The following is an 18,666-nucleotide window of genomic DNA, read 5'->3' as shown; positions in this document are numbered from 1 at the left end:
CCGTCCGACCATTTCGCCCCACACCAGACAGTTCAATGCCATCGTCAGCACCCGACACGGACGCATCGCCGTCGAACAACCCTGACCAGATCGCCCACAGTAGCGAGTTCGAACACCTCCGCGAGCGCCTCGAGTCCCTCGAGACCGAACTCGAGCGCAAGGACGACCGCATCGAGGACCTGGAACGGGACCGCGACCGACTCGCCGACGCCGTTGCCGAACTCGAGGACCAGCTCGAAGACTGCGAGGCGCGGACCGACGCGGTCGAAACGCGAGCCGACGACCTCGCTACCGAGACCAGCGAACTCGAGAGCCTCGCCGAAGCCGCGTGCAACAAGGCCACTGCCAACAAGGAGCGCGTGACGGAGCTCCAGTCCCGCGAACTCGAGAAGGGCGCCCACCTCGAGACCGACAACGTCGACGAGTGCGCGGTCACCGTCGCCGACGGTCGCCTCGAGCGCATCGAGAAGGACGACGGGACCGCCTACTACCGCCTTCCCGAGCACGCCGATCCGCTCGAGCGCGGCGGCGACGTCTCGCTCGCCTTCGGCGACTTGCTCCCGATCCAGCAGCTCGCGCGGATGGACGACGATCGCCGCCGCGCCGCGGCGAACTCGCTGCCCACCAGACTGGCCGCGAAACTCTGGCAGGCCCGGACCGATCCCAGCGTCGGCGACGATCCGTGGGAACGGGGCTGCAAGGACGTCGCCGAGTACGTGAAAGCCAGCGACCTCCGACATTGGATCCGCCGCCGGGAGCCGGGCATCTCCGAGAGCTACGCGAAGAAGCTCGTCTCGCGGACGATCGACGCCGTCCTGGACCTCTCGAAGAACCGGCTCGCGGTGCGCCGGAAAACCGAACGCAAGAACGGCCTCGAGTACACTGAACGACGGCTGCTCCTCCCCGCGGACGCCTCGATCCCCGGCGCGGGGTGCCGGGACGAGACGGCTGCCCCGTCGGATCCGGAGACAGCCGACGTCCACGGGTAGCCCCGTCTACGGACCGTAGCTTAGTCCGGGAGAGCACTCGACTGAAAGATCACTCGGCTAAAACGGGCTTCACCGGCCACCGATACGACCACCGCTCCCGAGACGCGGACGTTCGCTTCACTGCGGTAGCCCTGCGGCCGTCCCTCGAGCGGTCGTCGGCGGTCGACTCCGCGGACGCTCGAGTCGGTGCTCGCCGGGGACGACGGCTGTCCACGGACGACGATCCCGATACGCGGGTAGCGTGGCGACCCGCTCGAGCCCACTGGGAAAGCCCCTGCTCCGTTCGGCGGGTCTGACGCGGTGCGCTCGCTCGCTTCGCTCGCGTGCTTACTTCGTCAGACCCGCCGAACGGAGCAGCCCCTTTCATTCCCACCCGCGGTGGCTCGACCGGCCGACCGGAACAGGTGTGAATGGGACTGCTGCTATCAGGGACGGCCGACGAGGCAAGCACTACGGCGAGCGACGCTCTCTCGAACCACGCGCAGCGAGTCGCCCGCCTCGAGAGCATCGGGGCTTTCGTAGTGTTTCCAGTGAACCATAGTGCCGCACCAAACTGATATCACTGAACCCAGCGCTCGAGAACGAGAACACACGAAATCCACTCTCTCCGCCTCGAGGGAGAAGATCGTACACATCGATAGCGGAGGTCCGACTCGTCGCTGATTCATGGGGCCGCGCTTCCAGAAGAATGCGGACGCCAGGGATAGAACGTAACGTCGCGCAGACGACCGGCGTCCGCTGCTCTCGATTCAGACGATAGTACGCCGATTCTGGATTACGTGATCGTACGCTCGAGGAATCGCTCGATCGCGTCCGGTCCCGCCGGGGGCGTCCCGTCGATGAGCGAGGTCGCGGAGCCGCCTTCCTCGAGGTGGACGGTCTCGGTGATCGACTGTGCGGGCGTCGGATCCGCGGTCAGCAACTCCATCGCTACCCGTTCCGACTCGATCTCCTCGACGCCGCCGGTCACCCAGACGTGGTTGCGGTCGTGCAGTTCGTACAGCGCCGCGTCGACGCCGGCCTCGTCCAGCGCGTCGAATAGGACGCGGCTGTGTTCGATCGGAACCATCGTGTCTTCGCGACCGTGCATACAGAGGACCGGTGGCGTCTCCGCGGAGACGTGGGTCACCGGACTCGCCTGCACGAACGCGGCCTCGTGCTCCGATTTCGGGCCGCCGATGAGCAGCGAGGCGGGATTGGTCGGGTCGTCCGGGACCAGTGTGAGATCCGCGACGCCGTACCAGTCGACAACCGCCTGGACGGCCCCCGACTCGTCGGGAGCAACCGCCTTCTCGAGGTCCGCTTCCGAGAAGGCGTCCCCCGCGAGCGCGTCGACGTCGTCGATGACTCCCGCGAGGAGGGCCAAGTGACCGCCGGCCGATGCGCCCCACGCCGCGACATCCGTCGCGTCGTAGCCGTACTCGTCGGCGTTTGCCCGCAGCCACCTGATCGCCGCCTTCACGTCGACGAACTGGTCGGGGAAGACGCCCCGTGGCGTGTCGTTTGCCGGGTCGATCGCGAACTCGACGCCGTCCTCGAGGGCGTCGGGAATCGCGGCCAATCGGTAGCTCACGCTGGCGATCGCACACTCCCACTCGGCCGCGTACCGTTCCGGCTCCGGAACGTTGTCGCGGGTCTCGGCGACCCAGCCGCCGCCGTGGACGTAGACGACCAGCGGCGGATCGTCGACCGCGGGGACGAACAGATCGAGCCCCAGCTCGTCGGCTTCGCGCGTCGCGTACGTGACGCCCTCGTGGACTTCGACGTCGACCTCGGTATCCTCACTCATTCTGAATTCTGTTCGACATCGAAGTGTCATCACTGTAACGATTACCTCACGGTAGCGGCTCGTCGCCGTGGTTGCGGGCGGATGCGAGAACACACGAAACCCACTCCCCGAATCGAAACCACCGCCCAGCTATATTTGGGTGGACGGCATCCTAGGGAGTATGTATCGCGCAATCCTTCCCGAAGGACAGATCCAGTGCGAGCAGTACGAGCACACCGAGAACGGCGTGGAACTCTACGACGAGGACGACGAGTTCGTCGCGTTCGTGCCGTACGCGAACCTCCACGCGCTGGAGGACTTCCATCCAGAAGAAGAGCGTTCGATCATGTGATCGCGGCCGCGGCCGATCACGTCGTCGCCGGCTGTTGGTCGATCGCCTCGAGTTGCTCGCGGTACCGGTTCCGAACCGTGACCACGGTCGTCTGAGCGGTGTCGGCGACGGCCCGCTGGGGGATCGTCTCGTCGCACAACAACCCGGCCGCGTAGATGGCGGCGGCGGCGAAACCGGTCGGCGACTTTCCCGAGTGCAGACCCTGCTCGGTCGTTTGGTCGATGATTTCGACGGCCTTCGTCTCGACGTCCTTGCCGACGTCGAGTTCAGAACAGAAGCGGGGAACGAACTGGCGCGGATTCGTCGGCTCCAGGTTGATATCGAGTTCGTCGGCGATATACCGATACGTCCGGCCGATCTCCCGTTGGTCGACCCGGGAGACGGAGGTTACTTCCTCGAGGCTCCGCGGAATGTCCTCCTTACGACAGGCCGTGTACAGCGCACTGGTGGCGACGCCCTCGATCGACCGGCCGCGGATGAGGTCCTGCTCGAGCGCGCGTCGGTAAATGACGCTTGCGGTCTCTTTGACGGGCTTTGGAACGCCTAACGCGCTGACCATGCGGTCGATTTCCGAGAGCGCGTACTTCAGGTTGCGTTCGCCGGCGTTTTTCGTGCGGATGCGTTCCTGCCAGACGCGGAGTCGGTGGAGCTGGCCCTGTTTGTCGGCCGACATTGAGTGGCCGTTGGCGTCCTTGTTGCGCCAGTCGATGGTCGTCGTCAGCCCCCGATCGTGCATCGATTGGGTCAGCGGCGCGCCGACGCGGGAGAGCTCGTCGTGTTCCTGGGCGTTGAAGGCTCGCCATTCGGGGCCGTAATCGATCGGATCTTCGGTCAGAACGAGCCCGCACTCCTCGCAGACTCGCTCGCCGCGGTCCGGGTCGTGGACGATCGTATCGGTTTCGCAGTCCGGACATAGACCGGTCTCTGTCTCGGTTGATTCGCTCGTGGTGTGATCGATAATGGACCGCGTCATCAGTAGTGGAAGAATCGGTGCAGGCACTGTAAGGGGTTAACATGGTTTCGCGGGAAACGCAGACTTACGAGTCGGCCGTCCTCGCACGAAAGAGAGAAGATGAGAGAAGCGACAGATCGCCGCCGACGCTGCTGTGTGGCGTTGATCGAACTGTGCTGAGACCGTGTCCCATCGGTCGCGTTCGGGCGTAGCGCTATCGCGTAGCGCCGTCGCCCTACCGTGTCTATAGTGAACATACTACATGAAATGTGGTCATCGTTCCCTCATGAACGGGACGTAAATCGCATGTTCATCGCGTAAATATGGCTTTCGCCGGCGAACTGTCGTTCGCCTTTATGTCGCCGGCACCAAACGTTTCGACCCAGTGTCGTGTCCCAGTTCAGTCCCTCGACCCCGCTCACGCCCCTGCTACCGGAACGGTTGTGCGTGTACGCGCTCGGTACAGTCGAACAATCGTCCAATACTGTTCTCGCCGAGCGATTCTCGAAACCGTCCGACGCCGTCTCGAGACCCTACACCGTCGATGACCGATCGAAGCCGTTCCATACCTGCTTTGCAGCCGGTGCGAAACGTGGCCGTCCTTAAGAGTTTCAGTATTGGTGTACAACTTGGTGTGTCAATCGTGACTGCGACTTGCCGACCGAGCAGACAGCGGCTTCCGTCGATTCGACAGTTTGGTAGCCGTTTCGTGTACGGTAGCCAGTGTGAATCGAACCGGAGCGTAATCCCGGCTACAGGGGGTCGATCGTAATGTCGTCGATCGATACGTCTCTGCCCGACGAGATCGCATCGGTCGCCGATTCGGACGAGGAGCAACGACTGTCGAAAGACGTCATTTTCGAGCTCCTGAAGAACCGACGTCGACGCGAAGTCCTCGCGTACTTACTCGAGGCCGACGATACGGTCACCCTCGGCGAACTCGCCGAACAGATCGCGGCCTGGGAGAACGATACCGAAGTCAGCGCGCTCAGCTCCGATCAACGCAAGCGCGTGTACGTCGCCCTTTACCAGACTCATCTGCCGAAGATGGACGACGCCGGTATCGTCGAGTACGATCAGGACCGGGGACTGATCTCGCTGGCGGATAACGCCGACCTGCTGATGATGTATCTGGACACGGATACCCACCAGCAGGATCGGTGGGATCGGTGGTACGCGGCCCTGAGCGTCGTCGGTGCGGCACTCGTCACCGGTGCATTCCTTAGCGTTCCGCCGCTGTCGGCCGTCCCGACGCTCGGGCTCGCTGGTGTCGTCGTCGTCGCCTTCTTCGCCCTCTCGGTGGCACACGCCGTGTCGAACCGACGGCGCGAACGGAACGTCGACGGCAAGCTATCGCGGATCGAGTGACTGTTCGGTCGGGAGTGGGTCGACGGCCCGTGCGAGCCGTCGACGATCGCGGGTTCTCACAGCGATTGAGAAGATTTCTTGCGGTAGCAGGTAAGAAGGACTTTTATTCACGGCACTCGAACGGACGAACGGCTCCCGACGACCGTCATCCGTACCGGAGCAGTTCGCGTGCCAGCATCTGTTTCCGATTCAGGCGCGGGAGCCACCTTTACACTCATCTCGACGACCGCTCCGCGCGACCCGCCGCCGCTCGAGGGGACCACCCGTCGTACTATCGCTGTCCGTCGTACCCGACGAGTCGCGCCGTCGCCGTTCAAACCATGTTCGGGTGCGGCTGGTCGGGCCGAACCTCCTCGACCGACTCCGGGACGTCGAGGACGTCGGAACAGAACGCCTCGAGCCGACGGGCCTGCGTCCGCCACGCAAACGCCTGCGCGTCAGTCCGGGCCTGCTCGCCGAGTCGCGCCCGCAACTCAGGCGATTCGAGGACGAGATTCAGTTTGTCGGCTAGATCTTGCGGGTCCCCGACGCGGGACAGGAGTCCGTTGTCGCCGTTGGCGAGGTACGTCCGGATCGCCTCGAGGTCGGTCGTCACGACCGGCAGCCCGCAGGCCATCGCCTCGACGTTGGCCATCGCGAAGCTCTCGTCGTGACTCGGCAGGCAGAACACGTCGGCGCCGGCGTGGTAGCCCGGCAGTTCGGGGTGGGGGACTTCGCCGTGGAGTTCCACTGACTCCGCGATTCCGAGGTCGCGGGCCCGCCGGCGGATCCGCTCTCGGTCGCCGCGCCCGACCACGTGAAGTTCCTGGTCGCCCTCGAGTCGGGCGACCGCCTCGAGCAGTTCGTCGATCCCCTTCGCTTCGACCAGTCGGCCGACGAAGAGGATGATCGGATCGTGACTCGAGATGACGGGATCGGCGTCGGGCTGAAACCGGTCCGTATCGACGCCTGGATAGACGATCTCCTCGACGTCGATGTCGAACGCCGATTCCACGCGGTCCGCGGTCTCCATCGAGTTGGCCAGAATCAGCTCCGTCGCGGAGAACGCCTGTTGCAGTTTCGCGCCGATCCCGATATCCGAGAGCCGGTGGTACGTGTAGACCGTCGGCACGTCGACCAGATTCGAGAGGAGGAGATCGTCGAGATAGTGGGCGGTAAACAGCACGTCCAGAGTGTCGTCGATGTGATCGATGACGCCGTTTCGCTCGGCCCACAGCGTCATTCGGGCTTTCGTCCAGTCCTGGGAGCCGACCGGGAGCGACTCCTCGAGCGAGGCCGGCCAGTCGCTGTCGAAGGACGGGGTCTCGACGACGGTTACGTCCGACTCGCGGACGATCGGCGCGGGCTCTCCGCGCTGCGTATAGAGATAGACGTCGTTCGACTGACTGAGTGCGGCCGCCATCTGCTGCGTGTAGACGGCGATTCCGCCGGCGTGGCGGGTTCCGGCGGCGTCGTGATAGAAACCGATGTTCATACCGCGACGGTGGTCTATCAGATGGATTGTTATACTGTTCGTACCGAACGTACTCGATACGTACCGGTCAGTAGTGCGAAATGCAACAGCGAAAATGAACTTCGATCGTCAACCGTCCGCCGTCGATGCGCTGCGAGCGGGCGACCGATCTCGTCCCGCCGCCCGCGCGACCGATCGGAACGGAACGATCTTCGGACGCTGCGAATTACTGCTCGCGAACGTTGTACTGTACGTCGACGGTCGCGTGACCGCGCAGGGTGAAGTCCTCGATGTCGCCGTCGAACCAGTAGGCGTCGGCCCAGTTGTCGGCGACGCCGCGGACGGTTCGGTCTTCGATCACGTCGTCCTCGTCGATCGTTGCCTCGCTGTGGGTGGACTTGACGACCGCGCCGCTGGTCTCGAAGGAGTAGGCGCTCGGCTCGTCGGCCGTCGTCCCGTCGATGACCACCGCGTGGGGGAGCAGTTCGTGGTCGCCGTAGTCGGCCGGATCGATCTCCTCGCCGTCGACGCTGGCGTCAGCGGCGCCGTTGATGATCGTCACATCGGTCACTGCGCCCGAGAACCGGAACGTCCGGCTGCCGTCGGTGACCGAACTCTGGACGGTCGACCCCGCGATCGTCGTCGTGTCGTCTTCCCCGTCGAGTTCGATCTCGCCCTCGACCGAAATCTCGAAACTCGTCGGCACGCCCCGACCCGCGACCTCGAGGACGTGCGGGAGTTCCGCACCGTAGTCGGCCGGATCGACCGCTTCGCCGTCGACCAGGACCGTTCCCGGCCCGTCGACGGTGAGCGCTTCGAGGTCGCCGTCGAACCGGAAGGCGTCCTTCCAGTCGGCGACGGCGCCGCTGACGCGCCCGTCCGTAATCTCGTCGCTGACGTCGATCGACGCGCCCTCGTGGTTCGCGGACTCGACCGCGCCGTCGACGGCGAACTCGTAGCGCGTCACGTCCGAGGCGTCGCCGTCGACGAGCACGACGTGGGAACGTTGCTCCTCGTCGGCGGCGCTTTCGGCGTTCACCTCGGCGCTCGAGGCAGCGCTCGAGTCGCCCGAGGCGGCCGCTTTGGCCGACGTTGGGACGCCGTCGGGAACGGAGAGATCGGGATCGCTCGAGACGGCGTCGGCGACGGTGACGGTCGACCCGTTCGCCCGCTGGATCGTGCCACGGTAGCCGCCGCTCTCGAAGGTGGCGCGACCGGCCGAGCCGTTGGCGCCGGCAACCATCGCGTAGGGGTAGGGACCGTCGGCGAAGTGGGAGTCGCGAATCGTGACGTTGCCGCCTGACCAGACCCAGACGGGGCGGCCGCTGGTCTCGGTGTAGCCGCCGTAGCCCTGTCCGTAGTCGGTGTTGTCGTTGTACGCGACGCAGTTCTCGATCACGTCGTCGCCGCTCGCACAGCGGAACGTCGTGACGCCGTTGTTCTTGCCGAAACAGGTGTCGAAGTGGACGCTGCTCGGTCCGGAGGCGGTGTTCGAACAGTAGAAGCCGTTGTTCGGGAACCCTTGCACGTTACACCGGCGGAACGTCAGGTTCGCCTGGCTTTGCTTGTGCATGAAGACCGCGCCGGGTCCGTGGACGAAGTCCGCGCCTTCCTTGGTCGCGCCGTCGCCCATGTAGATGTTCTCGAAGAGGACGTCGCCCCGGTCGGCTCTGATCGAGATCAGGAACTGGTCGCCGCGGTAGAGCCCCTCGAATCCGATATTTCGGATGACGGAGTTTGCTCCCTCGACGAGCAGCAGAAAGCTCTTCCCGGTCGTGAGATCGATCAGTTTGTTCTCGAACGTCTCACCGCGGCCGACCCGGACGACCTGCCCGTTCGCGGGGATGACCTCGTAGTCCTCGGCGGCGCTGGCGCTTGTCCCGAACGTCGCTGCCGCCGCCGTCGTTGCACCGGCGAGTTTCATGTACGATCGCCGGTGGAGCAATCCGTCCGATCCGTCGTCGGTCGTCGGCGCTTCCTCGCCGACGCACCGATCGTCGTCCGCTACCGAAGAGTCGCGTGCCATGCAATCAGGTAATCAGACACTACCACCATAAACTTTCTCTTCTATTATACTTAAAATTTACAGACGATAGTTATTTCGTGACTGTGATCAAACAAAACTATTCGAATAAATACGTGCGATATTGTATTATCGAATATTTGTTCCCGGACGGCGGTAAGAGCGAATTACCCGCCACTGTAGCGGTTCTGAACGATCTCGATCGGGTTTCGATGACTGCTCGGAAGCGAGTAATACCGTATTACCGGCCTCTTTCGAGCGTTCGGCGAGCGGCTCTTCCCCGAGACACCGGTGTGTTCGGCGGCTCGAGTGCGAAGGAAAGTTTGTCGAGTGCTATCGCTCAGCACGAATAGAGTTCCGATCCGGATCGTCTCGAGTCGAGCGGGATGAAGTAGTTGACGAACGCAGAAAACGAAACGCCGAATCAGCGAGGAAAACGGAACGGGGGTGAGCGGAGGGAACGCGTCAGCGGGGGAGGGGGTGGCTGCGTCGGCGGAGGGAGGGGGCGTCAGCGGGGGGCGGCGAACCGATCGCGGAGGCGATCGGGGAGGGGAAGGGGGCTGTCGCGTCGCGTCAGCGGGGCGTTAGTTGGAACCGGAGGCGGCTTCCTCGGCGCTGGTCGGGGTCCCCTTCGGCATGAACGCCTCGGGGTTGGTGCCCGAGTCGCCCTCGAGTCGGACGTTCGAGCCGGCGTGTTCGGCGATGCCGGCCTGCTCGTCGTAGTCGGTGTCCTGGAGGACGACCTCGGTGCCCTTGCCGTTGGCGCCGGCGTCGATCGCGGTGTTCTGCCCGTTCATCGAGATCTGGCAGTTCTTGACCTCGATCGGACCGGGGGCCCACGCCCAGATACCGCGGCCAGCGTAGCCCTCTTCGTCGACGAGGACGCTGGAGTTCGTCACCTTGCTGCCCGCCGTCGCGAGACGGAAGTGGGAGACGTAACAGTTCGCGGCGAAACAGCGGTCGATGTGGATCGTGCCGCCGGCGCCGCTGCCCGGCGCGGAGCCGTAGACCGCGTTGTCCGCGAAGTTCTGGATGTTGACGTTCTTCATGTCGATGTGGCCGGAGTGCTCGGGGTTGGCCCAGAAGGCCGTCTGCCCGTGACCGCTCGAGCTGGCGTTTCGCTCGTCGGAGCCGTCGCCGAGGTAGACGTTCTCGATGGTGCTCGAGCCGCCGGCGTCGGAGATGCCGAACATCGAGGAGCCGGTGCCGGAGGTGTTGCGGCCCTTGACGCCGATGTTTCGGATCGTCCAGTCGCTTCCCTCGGTGACGACGACGACGTCCTGGCCGTTCGTCAGATCGAGGAGTTTGTTCTCCCAGGTCTCACCGTCGCCGACGGTGATCGTCTGGCCGCTGGCTTCAATAACCTCGTAGTCGCCTTGGGCGGACGCCGTGCCGGCGGCGCCGAACGACGTCACCGCGGCGGCGGCCGCGGCGACCGAGCGCACGTAGCTGCGGCGGCTTAATCCGTCGTTACGGCCTGTAGTCGGCGTGGTGTCCGTCTCGGACGTACGGGGGTTCTGCGCCATACACTTGCGTAACCTGGCCTTGCACTCATAAACTTTTCCTTGGGGATATGGATTAAATTTACAGAATATATTTCTAACTCTGACGAAAAAGACAGAATATATGGCTATTCCATCAAGAAATTATGAACGAAGGAAGGGCAACAGACCGGTCAGTAACCGAGTTTTAGCGCGGAAATACGGGATTACCTCACGCGTGAGGTCTTGTAGCGGCTGATTCGAGACACGAGGTCTGACCGGGTACTCGCGACGGTGAAAACGAACCGCCGCGACTGTTCGCCAATTATTCGCGCATTCATGACAACTGGCCGCCACACAGTCTCCCGGTAGCGACCGCGGGTCGACGCCACTCGATCGAGCGTCGGTAGCGAGGCGCTTCGATCGACGGTCCACACGGCGACAGTCGCGCAAGTGACTGTCCCGGCGGTGAGCGTGCGCGACGGTTTGTCGGGCACCGGCGCGACGAACCGATGAGACAGTAGCCGACCGCTGTCTCGGTGGCCGCCACTCGCGCGCGATCCGAACCCGTTCGGACCGGCGTTCTCTCGAGCCGTCGGCCCGTCGGCCGTACCCGTGTGCGTAACCGTATCCGGACGCGGTCAAGCGAGTGACGAGCCGGAGCGGCCGGGCCGATAACTCCATCAAGAGACTAACGCGCGCGGGAGAAGTCGCGACTAGTTCGACGGAACGGCCGTCTACCGGTGCGGTTATTCGGGATCTCCCGAACCGTCGACGGTGTACATCTGGAACTCGTCGTTCGAGATCACCTTGTTGGCGCTCGAGTCGGTCTCGAAGTCCTCGAGGGACTCGTCGCTGTAGTGGAGCTCCTGGTAGACCTCGAGTTCGCGCGTGAGGTCGTACTCGGTGACGATGAAGTTGTAGTCGATGCCGCGATACGCCTCCCCGTAGTCGCCCGCTTCGAACGTCTCCGGATCGACGGTCCCGGTCGAGGCGGAGCCGGCCGAGAGGGTGCCGTCGCCCTCGAGACCGTTGAGCCCGTGATCGTACCGGTACGGATTGTGTCCCATCCCGACGAGGGGCGTGTCCTCGCTCGAGTGGTCCAGCGCGGAGTCGTAGCCGCTGAACGTCTCGTCGGTCACGTGTTGGCCGGGGTTGTAGATGATCGGCGAGGCGAACACCGTCATCAGCCCGAGGACGAGACAGCCGCCGAGGAGGAGCGCCGCGACGGCGCTGGCGCCCGGGCGCGTGATGACTCCCGAAAGCGCGTCGACGCCGCGGGCCAGCGCGATGCCCCCCAGCACCGTCAGCAGGACGGCGATGAAGCCGACCTGTCGGAACGCCATCGTTGGCGTCCCGACGAAGTAGACGACGAACAGCCCGGTCAGCGGGAACAGCGAGAGTGAGAGGTAGTTGACCTGGGACTTCGTCTCCGGATCGAGCGCGGTCCGCCCGAGCCAGACGAGCAACACGAAGACGCCGACGACGAGCGCGACGATCGCCAACTCGAGGAACATCGTGACGAACAGCTCGGCGATGCTGCCGCCAATCTCCTGGAGGGAGGACTCGCGCTGTCCGACCTCGGCGCCGCCGCCGATGTCCTCCTCGAAGACGCCGATGATGAGGCCGGCGAACGCGTCGCGGAACCGCTCGTTACTCGCGGCCCAGAGGGTGAAGATGGCACCGAGCACGACCGTGTGAGCGTACATCGTGGGGTGATCGAGTATGGGATGATCGTCGTACCGCCGCCGGGCGAGATACTGGATGCTGGCGATCGAGCCGATCAACACGATGACGCCGATCATGTGCTGGGGGTGGACCAGCAGGAGTCCGAGTCCCGTGAGGTAGATCAGGAGGCTGAACGGCGACAGTCCCAGCGGGAGGCGCTCGATCGTCGCCCGGCGCCGGAGGTACGTGACGAACGCGAAGACGACGACCGGTACCAGGAAGAGGGCGTTCGAGTTCGTGTGCACGCCCATGTGCGTCGCAACGTTGTTTATCGGTAACACCATCCACGAGACGATCGCCGCGATCCCGATCGCCAGCCCGTCGCCGTCGATCTCCCGGACGATCAGCGGGATGAAGATCAGGAACGGGACGAACAGGATGACGACGCTAAACAGGAGTCCGCGCTCGATCGGGATGCCACCGACGTAGTGGAAGGTCGCCGCGATCGTGTGGACGGCGGGGTAGAACAGTTCGTGGGGCGCCATCTGCCCCGCGACGATGTCCCGCGTCCAGCCGAGGTGGGAGAGTCCGTCGCCCATCCCCAGAAACCGATAGTTCCTGATCACCGGCAGGCTGACGATCGCCGTGACCGTCGTTCCGCCGAGCGCGATTCCGAGGGCCTGCTCGCGGCCGCGACAGACCAGCGCCGTGCTGACGGCGACAGCGAGGGCGATTCCGAAACCGATCCACGTGAGTGTCGGCGTTGCCGCGTATATCGACGGTTCGTAGCTCGTCGCCGGGTTCGATCTCGCGACGAGGATCCCGATCGCGACCGCGAGGAATCCGCCGGCAACGAGGCCGTTGAACGTTGCCCGCTTCATGCTCGCTCGAGACGGAGACGGTCCGGTCCAATGTCGATACGCATGTATTGACCGGAGGGTCATCGATAGCGACGTTTGTTATACGGCTCCTATCCAGCCCGGCCATTCCTCGAGAGCGTTCGTCAGCGCTCAACTCACTGCCGTCGCTCCGTGGCGGTCGTGACCGGTATCTGATCCGTTCACAGCGGGCTGTGAACCCCGCAGCGACGTTCAAGTCGTCCCCGAGTCGAGCCGCCGCCATCGAGTGCGCGTACGCGTCGATTGACGGTCGTCTCGGCCGGCCCGCCCCCGGCCGTCCGGCTGTAGGCAGTGCCTATCGATCGCGACCCGTCGATACGTGTTGCGTTCCCGATTTCCGAACGATCAACGGTTCTGATGGTTTTTGTACCCGTTCGTGCTCGGTCGAACCGAACGAACAGTGCGCGCAGTGGCCGCCGATCCGACTTCGATACGCTATGTCATCCATTGTCATCGATCACGTTCAGGCCGACGGTACGACCCTCGAGGCGGACGTTCGAACGTCCGGCGACCTCGAGCGGTTCTTCACCACCGAATCGTTCCGAACCGAGTACGACGTCCCGATCGCGGACGTCCCGGAGGGGGTGCTCGCGATCCCCGTCCTCGCGCAGGTCTGTCCCGTGGCGTGGGCCAACGGGGCGGACGTCTACGTCGACGAGGTCGACGCCACCTTCGCCGCGGCGTTGCAGGACGTCGAGGCGTCGCTCCGCAAGATGCACGACTTCCTCGAGGGGGGGACCCTCTACGCAAAGGAGACGATCGACGCCGACCCCGAGGCCGGCGGCGAGAGCGGCCTGCTCTTCACCGGTGGCGTCGACTCGACGTGTTCGTACGTCCGCCACCGCGAGGAGAAGCCGACGCTGGTCAGCATCCGCGGCTGGACGATCACGCCCGACGCCGCCGACGACGAGAAGTGGGACGCGCTCCGCGAGCGCGTCACCGGCTTCGCCGACGAGCACGGCCTCGAGACGGCCTTCGTCGAGTCGAACATGCTCTCCTTCCTCGCCCACCCGATGCTGTTGGCCCACTACAAGCGCTACGTCGACGGCGCCTGGTACAGCTCCGTCGGCCACGGGCTGGGTCTGCTCGGGCTCTGCGCCCCGATGGCCTACGCGCGGGGCATGGATGACCTCTACGTCGCCGCGACCCACTGGGAGGGGATCGACCTCGAGTGGGGGTCGCGTCCCGACATCGACGACCACGTCCGGTGGGCGGGGACGCAGTGTCACCACGACGGCTACGAACTGACCCGTCAGGAGCGGGTCGACGCGATCGCCGACTACATCCGCGAGGAGGAGCCGAACCTCCAGTTGCAGACCTGCAACGACCGGATGGACGGCAACTGCGGCGAGTGCGAGAAGTGTTACCGGACGGCTGTCGGCCTGCGACTCTCGGGGCTCGAGCCGACCGACCACGGCTACCCGTTCGACGACGAGGACTACCGCGAGATCCGGACCGCCCTCGAGGAGGGGCGGTGGGTGCTCGGTCAGGACGAGAAGTACATGTGGGAAGATATCCGCGAGCGTGCGCGTGAGACGGCCCCCTCCTCGCCGGCCGAGGCGGCCTTCTTCGCGTGGCTCGACGAGGTCGACCTCGACGAACTCGTCTCCGAGTCCGAACCGCCGCTGTCCCATCGGCTCCTTCGCGCGGGCGCCCGAAACGCTCCGGCCAGCGTCTACAACGCCGTCTACCCCGCCTGGGCGACCGCGAAGTCCGGCCTGCGCCGCGTTCGACCCGGCCGCTAGCGGGACCTCCGTTTTCCGAGCGCGCCGTCGCTCCGAATCGCTGAGTACTAACTCGCGCCGCAGCGACCGCTGGGCGATCGTATCGACGACTGCAGAAACCGCACCCCTACCCGGGTTCGGCAAATTACCGCTGAGGAACGCCGTAATCGACGTGGACGTCCGGAACGCTCGACGATTCGGGCACCGTGTTCCCGTTCCAGTCGACGACGTGGACGTTGGTCACTTGCCCGTCGAACCGGAACCGCTGGACGCCGACGTCGATCGTTCCTTCCGCGACGCTCCCGGAGACGACCGTCGCTTCCTCGACGGGATCGGCCGCGTCCATCTCGATCTCACCGTCGACGGTGATCTCGAAACTCGAGGGGACGCCCCGACCGACGATGGTCACGAGGTTCGGGAGTGGTTCCGCTTCTGTGCTGGCAGCTTTGTCCTGTACCGGAGTGTCACGTGCCATACTTCGATAACCCGACCTTCACGGTATAAGCTTTCTTGTCGAATGAATGGTAGCTTTTCGAGAAATACAGTCGGACGGATACCCGGTTGGGCACCGAACGACCGAGATTTCGTTCGGGATCACACGAATACGAACGGTCGGCAAACCGCGGTACGGGACGGCGTATCACGGCACCGAATCGGGCGGTCGCGAGGCTACCGAGCGCAGCGCACGAGAGCCTCGCTCGCGTCTGCCCGCGCCGACGGGCGACCGGTCAGGAGGTATCCAGATCGAGCCGCGAGAGCGTCCAGTCGTCCACCGCCGTCTCCTCGATCGCGCGGGCGCCGCCGAAGTCCCGGGCCAGGAGCGTCCGCGCGCTCGGTCGAATCAGCGTCGACAGCGGGAAGCGCGTGTCGGGGTAGAACCGGTACTGGATCGGCGACGGCAGCGTCTCCCCGAAGGCGGTGACGTAGTGATTGTCAGACCGGTCCGCGAGGACCGCCGCCAGCAGGCGGTCGATCGCCGTCGCCTCGGCCTCGATCTCCCGCGGCAGGGTCTCGACGATCCGCAGGTGTTCGTCGACGTCCGAGCAGATCAGCGCGGCGACGGGCGTCTCGCCGTCCCGCACCGCGACGTACGCCGCATAGGTGTGGGCCGGATTCGAACACCGCCACCGGTAGAACTTGGCGGTCCGGTTCGTGTGGATCCCCGGCGGGATCGACCGGCGGTAGATCGACTCGAGGACGTCCGGGGGCGGCGTCTCGAACCGGACGACGTCGAACTCGCCGTCGGCGTCGGTGACCAGTCGGTCGCCGGCCTGCTGGGAACTGGTGACCACGTCGGCGAGCGCGTCCGCGACGCTCGTCTCGGCGTCTTCGGACGACTCGCGGCCGTCGGGCAGATCCCGGTCGACGTCCGGACCGAACTCGTCGGTGACGACCCACTCCTCGTCGCGCGTGCGATCGAAGCCGCCGCTCTCGTCGCGGCCGTCCTCGCCGTCGGTCAACGCTCTGACGCTCCCGATAGGGTCCTGAGGCCGGTAGTAGACCGGGACGGTCCCGATCTCCCGCCAGCCGTGTTTGAGGTTCCCCGGTTTGGAGTTCTCGTTCGGGAAGTTGAAACAACAGGCCGGCGGGCCGTCGGCGCCGGCGTACCGCTCGAGGGCGTACTCGTTCATGCGGCTGAACAGCCCCTCGTTGCGGTGGTCCGGGTGGACCATCGTATCGCAGGGCTGGAACGCGATCCGTTCGGTCCCGTCGATGCGTAGTTCCTGGGCGAAAAACGCCCGACAGCCGACGATATCGCCGCCTCGTTCGGCGACGACGATCGGCACGTGGTCGGTGTAGGGGTTGTCCTCGAACTTCCAGCGAAACCAGTCGACGCTTCGTTCCCGGCCGAACACCTGCTCGTACAGCCCCAGCAGCGGCGCCCGATCGCTCGGCTCGAAGGGGCGAACCCGACACGACGACGTCGAAGGCTTCGATGTCAGATCTTTCATGGACGGAACCGACGCGCCGGTGACGGTCGCCGTCCCGACGCGCTCGATACTGCTATTTCAAGAGACGGACCAAAAGAGATTGAGCCTGAATACGCTACAGGCCGTCGGTAACGAGCGTTGACCGGTGTCAGTCACGAGACTGTGTTCGCTTACCCGACAGTGTGTCGAAGGCTCCGATCAAAACGTGGCGCATTTCCTCGGTCACGATGCCGCGAGCCGCCGTCCGGTTCCGACGCCGATTCGATCGCGGCACCGTCTCGAGTCGAGACCGTTCATTCCATATAACCGAGGCCCTTCAACCGGTCCTCGACGTCGTCGAAGTCGTCGTCAACGTCGCCGTCGCGATCCTCCTTCGAGACGCCGGTCCGCTCGACTTTCGTCGACGCGGGGATCGCGTCCTCGTCGAAGGCGTCGAAGAGGACGCGGCCGTCGGCGTTTTTCGGGACGGGTTCGCCGATCCCGTGGAGCAGGGTCGGCGCGATGTCGACGACGCGAGCGCCCCGCAGCTCCGCGCCGGCGTCGATCGAGGGGCCGCGACAGAGGACGATCCCCTCCTTGCGGTGACTGGCGTCGTAGGTGCCGGTGTCGCCGGTCACCGAGTCGGTGAGCGCGTTGCGCGCCTCGTAGACGCCCTTCCCGATGACGATCAGGTCGGGCGCTTCGTCGTCGGTCGGGAACAGTTCGTCGCCGTCGAGCACCCGCAGCATCTGCTGGCCGTCGTCGTCGGTGGCGGACTCGAGCAGGTCGGTCAGTTCGGTCTTCAGCGCGGGGATCTGGGTCGGATCGACGACGCCCTTCTCGAAGCGCTCGGTGTCGTTGACGTACAGACAGCCCGCGCCGTGGACGAACGCGACGGTTCGGTCGTAGTCGACGTCGTAGAGGGCGTGATCGCCCGGGATCTGCTCGGCGACCGTGTCGACGAGCGACCGGGGCAGCGTCGAGACGATCTTCTCCTCGGAGATCCCGACCCGGTTGAGCGCGTCGGTGATGCGGTCTCGAGAGATCCCCAGGCTCGCGAGCGCGCCGCGAGTCCCCTCGTCCTCCTGTTCGAAGAGGTAGCCGTCCTGCTCCAAGATGGTGTTAACGTAGACCAGTTCCTCGATCGGCCCGAACCCGTGGTCGGAGACGACGTAGAGGTCGGCGTCGTGTTCGTCGGTGTACTCCATCACTTCGCCGAGGACCTCGTCGAGTTTCTTGTAGTGGGCCAGCAGCCGGTCCATGTCCCAGATGAGGTGCTGGAAGCGGTCGGGCGCGGTGAAGACGAAGAAGAACAGCCGCCAGTCGTCGCCCGCCTTCGCTATCTGGAGGTTCATCAGCTCGCGGCGCTTCTCGAGCATTTCGTCGACGGCGACCTCGAACTCGTCGAGGCGGTCGGCGTAGTCGGGGTAGTCGAGGCTGATGTCGTAGTCGGGGATCCGCGCCTCGATCTCGTCCTGGAGGTCAGGCGGGTGCGCGTACTGCTTCTCGGTCGAGGGCGTCATCATCCCGGTGACCATCGTGCCGTCGATCTCCTGGGCCGGATACGTCATTGGGACGTTGCCGACGTGGGCCGGCGTGACCTGCTCCCAGAGGGTCGGCTGCTCGATGTCGTGGCTGGTGTACATCTCGTGGGTGTAGTCCGACGAGAGATTCTGGAAGCCGTAGACGCCGTGTTTGTCCGGCCAGACGCCGGTCGCGATCGACGGCCACGCCAGCGGCGTCGTCGCGGGCTGGGTGCTCTCGAGGGTCCCGGCGGCGCCCTCCTCGCGCATCCGAGCGAAGTTCGGGAGCTCGCCCTCCTCGCTCCATTGGTCGATCAGTCTCCACGGTACGCCGTCGAACCCGAGCACGAATGCGCGCTCGGCTGTCGGGGAAGACCTGCTCATGATTGGATAGGTGTGACGTCGAAGACGCCTGCTGTCCTGGGAATGACTGGATCAGTGCTTTGTTATGGGGAGATTTCACCAGTATTCGGCCTGATACTCGGCTGATACGGTCGGTTCGCTGTCGAATTCCCGGCGTCGCGTTCGGCGCCAGTTTCTCATGTGTCGCTTGTGT

Annotated in this window: 13 protein-coding genes; 4 read left to right on the top strand and 9 right to left on the bottom strand. The window is 64.8% G+C overall.

Annotation, left to right across the window (positions count from 1 at the left end):
• Positions 1-35: 35 nt before the first annotated feature.
• Positions 36-989, top strand: coding sequence for a hypothetical protein (locus EH209_RS22320; protein WP_126665014.1), 954 nt, complete (start codon positions 36-38; stop codon positions 987-989).
• 775 nt (positions 990-1,764) lie between these two features.
• On the opposite strand, the gene EH209_RS22315 is transcribed toward EH209_RS22320, so the two are convergent.
• Positions 1,765-2,778: an alpha/beta hydrolase gene (locus EH209_RS22315; protein WP_126665013.1), complete on the bottom strand. Its 1,014-nt coding sequence runs from the start codon at positions 2,776-2,778 to the stop codon at positions 1,765-1,767.
• A gap of 160 nt (positions 2,779-2,938) precedes the next feature.
• Here EH209_RS22315 and EH209_RS24305 point away from each other — a divergent pair, with 160 nt between their 5' ends.
• Positions 2,939-3,109 (top strand): hypothetical protein, encoded by a 171-nt coding sequence (locus EH209_RS24305; RefSeq protein WP_008895579.1) that lies wholly within the window; start codon positions 2,939-2,941, stop codon positions 3,107-3,109.
• Positions 3,110-3,125: 16 nt separating this feature from the next.
• On the opposite strand, the gene EH209_RS22310 is transcribed toward EH209_RS24305, so the two are convergent.
• Positions 3,126-4,082, bottom strand: a complete 957-nt coding sequence (locus EH209_RS22310; RefSeq protein ID WP_008895578.1) for a transcription initiation factor IIB — start codon at positions 4,080-4,082, stop codon at positions 3,126-3,128.
• 750 nt (positions 4,083-4,832) lie between these two features.
• Here EH209_RS22310 and EH209_RS22305 point away from each other — a divergent pair.
• A complete protein-coding gene (locus EH209_RS22305) occupies positions 4,833-5,429 on the top strand; it encodes a DUF7344 domain-containing protein (protein WP_008895577.1) in 597 nt (198 codons plus the stop codon).
• A gap of 313 nt (positions 5,430-5,742) precedes the next feature.
• Here EH209_RS22305 and EH209_RS22300 read toward each other — a convergent pair whose 3' ends face one another.
• The 4 genes from EH209_RS22300 to EH209_RS22285 all read right to left on the bottom strand — a co-directional run bounded on the left by EH209_RS22300 (position 5,743) and on the right by EH209_RS22285 (position 12,935).
• Positions 5,743-6,903: a glycosyltransferase family 4 protein gene (locus EH209_RS22300; protein ID WP_126665012.1), complete on the bottom strand. Its 1,161-nt coding sequence runs from the start codon at positions 6,901-6,903 to the stop codon at positions 5,743-5,745.
• Between the two features lie 205 nt (positions 6,904-7,108).
• Entirely contained in the window at positions 7,109-8,908 is a 1,800-nt protein-coding gene (locus tag EH209_RS22295) for a hypothetical protein (RefSeq protein WP_126665011.1), read from the bottom strand.
• A gap of 581 nt (positions 8,909-9,489) precedes the next feature.
• Positions 9,490-10,431 (bottom strand): hypothetical protein, encoded by a 942-nt coding sequence (locus EH209_RS22290; RefSeq protein ID WP_126665010.1) that lies wholly within the window; start codon positions 10,429-10,431, stop codon positions 9,490-9,492.
• 704 nt (positions 10,432-11,135) lie between these two features.
• On the bottom strand, positions 11,136-12,935 hold the full coding sequence (locus EH209_RS22285; protein WP_126665009.1) for a hypothetical protein: 1,800 nt from the start codon (positions 12,933-12,935) through the stop codon (positions 11,136-11,138).
• A gap of 455 nt (positions 12,936-13,390) precedes the next feature.
• Here EH209_RS22285 and EH209_RS22280 point away from each other — a divergent pair, with 455 nt between their 5' ends.
• On the top strand, positions 13,391-14,698 hold the full coding sequence (locus EH209_RS22280) for a hypothetical protein (protein ID WP_126665008.1): 1,308 nt from the start codon (positions 13,391-13,393) through the stop codon (positions 14,696-14,698).
• Between the two features lie 124 nt (positions 14,699-14,822).
• Here the strand turns inward: EH209_RS22280 and EH209_RS22275 are convergent, their stop codons facing one another.
• From EH209_RS22275 to EH209_RS22265, 3 genes are all read right to left on the bottom strand, one after another.
• Positions 14,823-15,152 (bottom strand): hypothetical protein, encoded by a 330-nt coding sequence (locus EH209_RS22275; RefSeq protein ID WP_126665007.1) that lies wholly within the window; start codon positions 15,150-15,152, stop codon positions 14,823-14,825.
• Between the two features lie 253 nt (positions 15,153-15,405).
• Positions 15,406-16,629: a GNAT family N-acetyltransferase gene (locus tag EH209_RS22270; protein WP_126665006.1), complete on the bottom strand. Its 1,224-nt coding sequence runs from the start codon at positions 16,627-16,629 to the stop codon at positions 15,406-15,408.
• Between the two features lie 272 nt (positions 16,630-16,901).
• Positions 16,902-18,494, bottom strand: coding sequence for an alkaline phosphatase family protein (locus EH209_RS22265; RefSeq protein WP_126665005.1), 1,593 nt, complete (start codon positions 18,492-18,494; stop codon positions 16,902-16,904).
• Between the last annotated feature and the right edge of the window lie 172 nt (positions 18,495-18,666).

This window comes from Haloterrigena salifodinae (assembly GCF_003977755.1).
Taxonomy (GTDB): domain Archaea; phylum Halobacteriota; class Halobacteria; order Halobacteriales; family Natrialbaceae; genus Haloterrigena; species Haloterrigena salifodinae.
The sequence above is the reverse complement of the archived record's forward strand: the minus strand, read 5'-3'. Positions and strand labels throughout refer to the sequence as shown.

Coding starts and splice junctions, on each gene's coding strand:
- EH209_RS22320 (WP_126665014.1), top strand. CDS start 36: ATGCCATCGTCAGCACCCGACACGGACGCATCGCCGTCGAACAACCCT.
- EH209_RS22315 (WP_126665013.1), bottom strand. CDS start 2,778: ATGAGTGAGGATACCGAGGTCGACGTCGAAGTCCACGAGGGCGTCACG.
- EH209_RS24305 (WP_008895579.1), top strand. CDS start 2,939: ATGTATCGCGCAATCCTTCCCGAAGGACAGATCCAGTGCGAGCAGTAC.
- EH209_RS22310 (WP_008895578.1), bottom strand. CDS start 4,082: ATGACGCGGTCCATTATCGATCACACCACGAGCGAATCAACCGAGACA.
- EH209_RS22305 (WP_008895577.1), top strand. CDS start 4,833: ATGTCGTCGATCGATACGTCTCTGCCCGACGAGATCGCATCGGTCGCC.
- EH209_RS22300 (WP_126665012.1), bottom strand. CDS start 6,903: ATGAACATCGGTTTCTATCACGACGCCGCCGGAACCCGCCACGCCGGC.
- EH209_RS22295 (WP_126665011.1), bottom strand. CDS start 8,908: ATGGCACGCGACTCTTCGGTAGCGGACGACGATCGGTGCGTCGGCGAG.
- EH209_RS22290 (WP_126665010.1), bottom strand. CDS start 10,431: ATGGCGCAGAACCCCCGTACGTCCGAGACGGACACCACGCCGACTACA.
- EH209_RS22285 (WP_126665009.1), bottom strand. CDS start 12,935: ATGAAGCGGGCAACGTTCAACGGCCTCGTTGCCGGCGGATTCCTCGCG.
- EH209_RS22280 (WP_126665008.1), top strand. CDS start 13,391: ATGTCATCCATTGTCATCGATCACGTTCAGGCCGACGGTACGACCCTC.
- EH209_RS22275 (WP_126665007.1), bottom strand. CDS start 15,152: ATGGCACGTGACACTCCGGTACAGGACAAAGCTGCCAGCACAGAAGCG.
- EH209_RS22270 (WP_126665006.1), bottom strand. CDS start 16,629: ATGAAAGATCTGACATCGAAGCCTTCGACGTCGTCGTGTCGGGTTCGC.
- EH209_RS22265 (WP_126665005.1), bottom strand. CDS start 18,494: ATGAGCAGGTCTTCCCCGACAGCCGAGCGCGCATTCGTGCTCGGGTTC.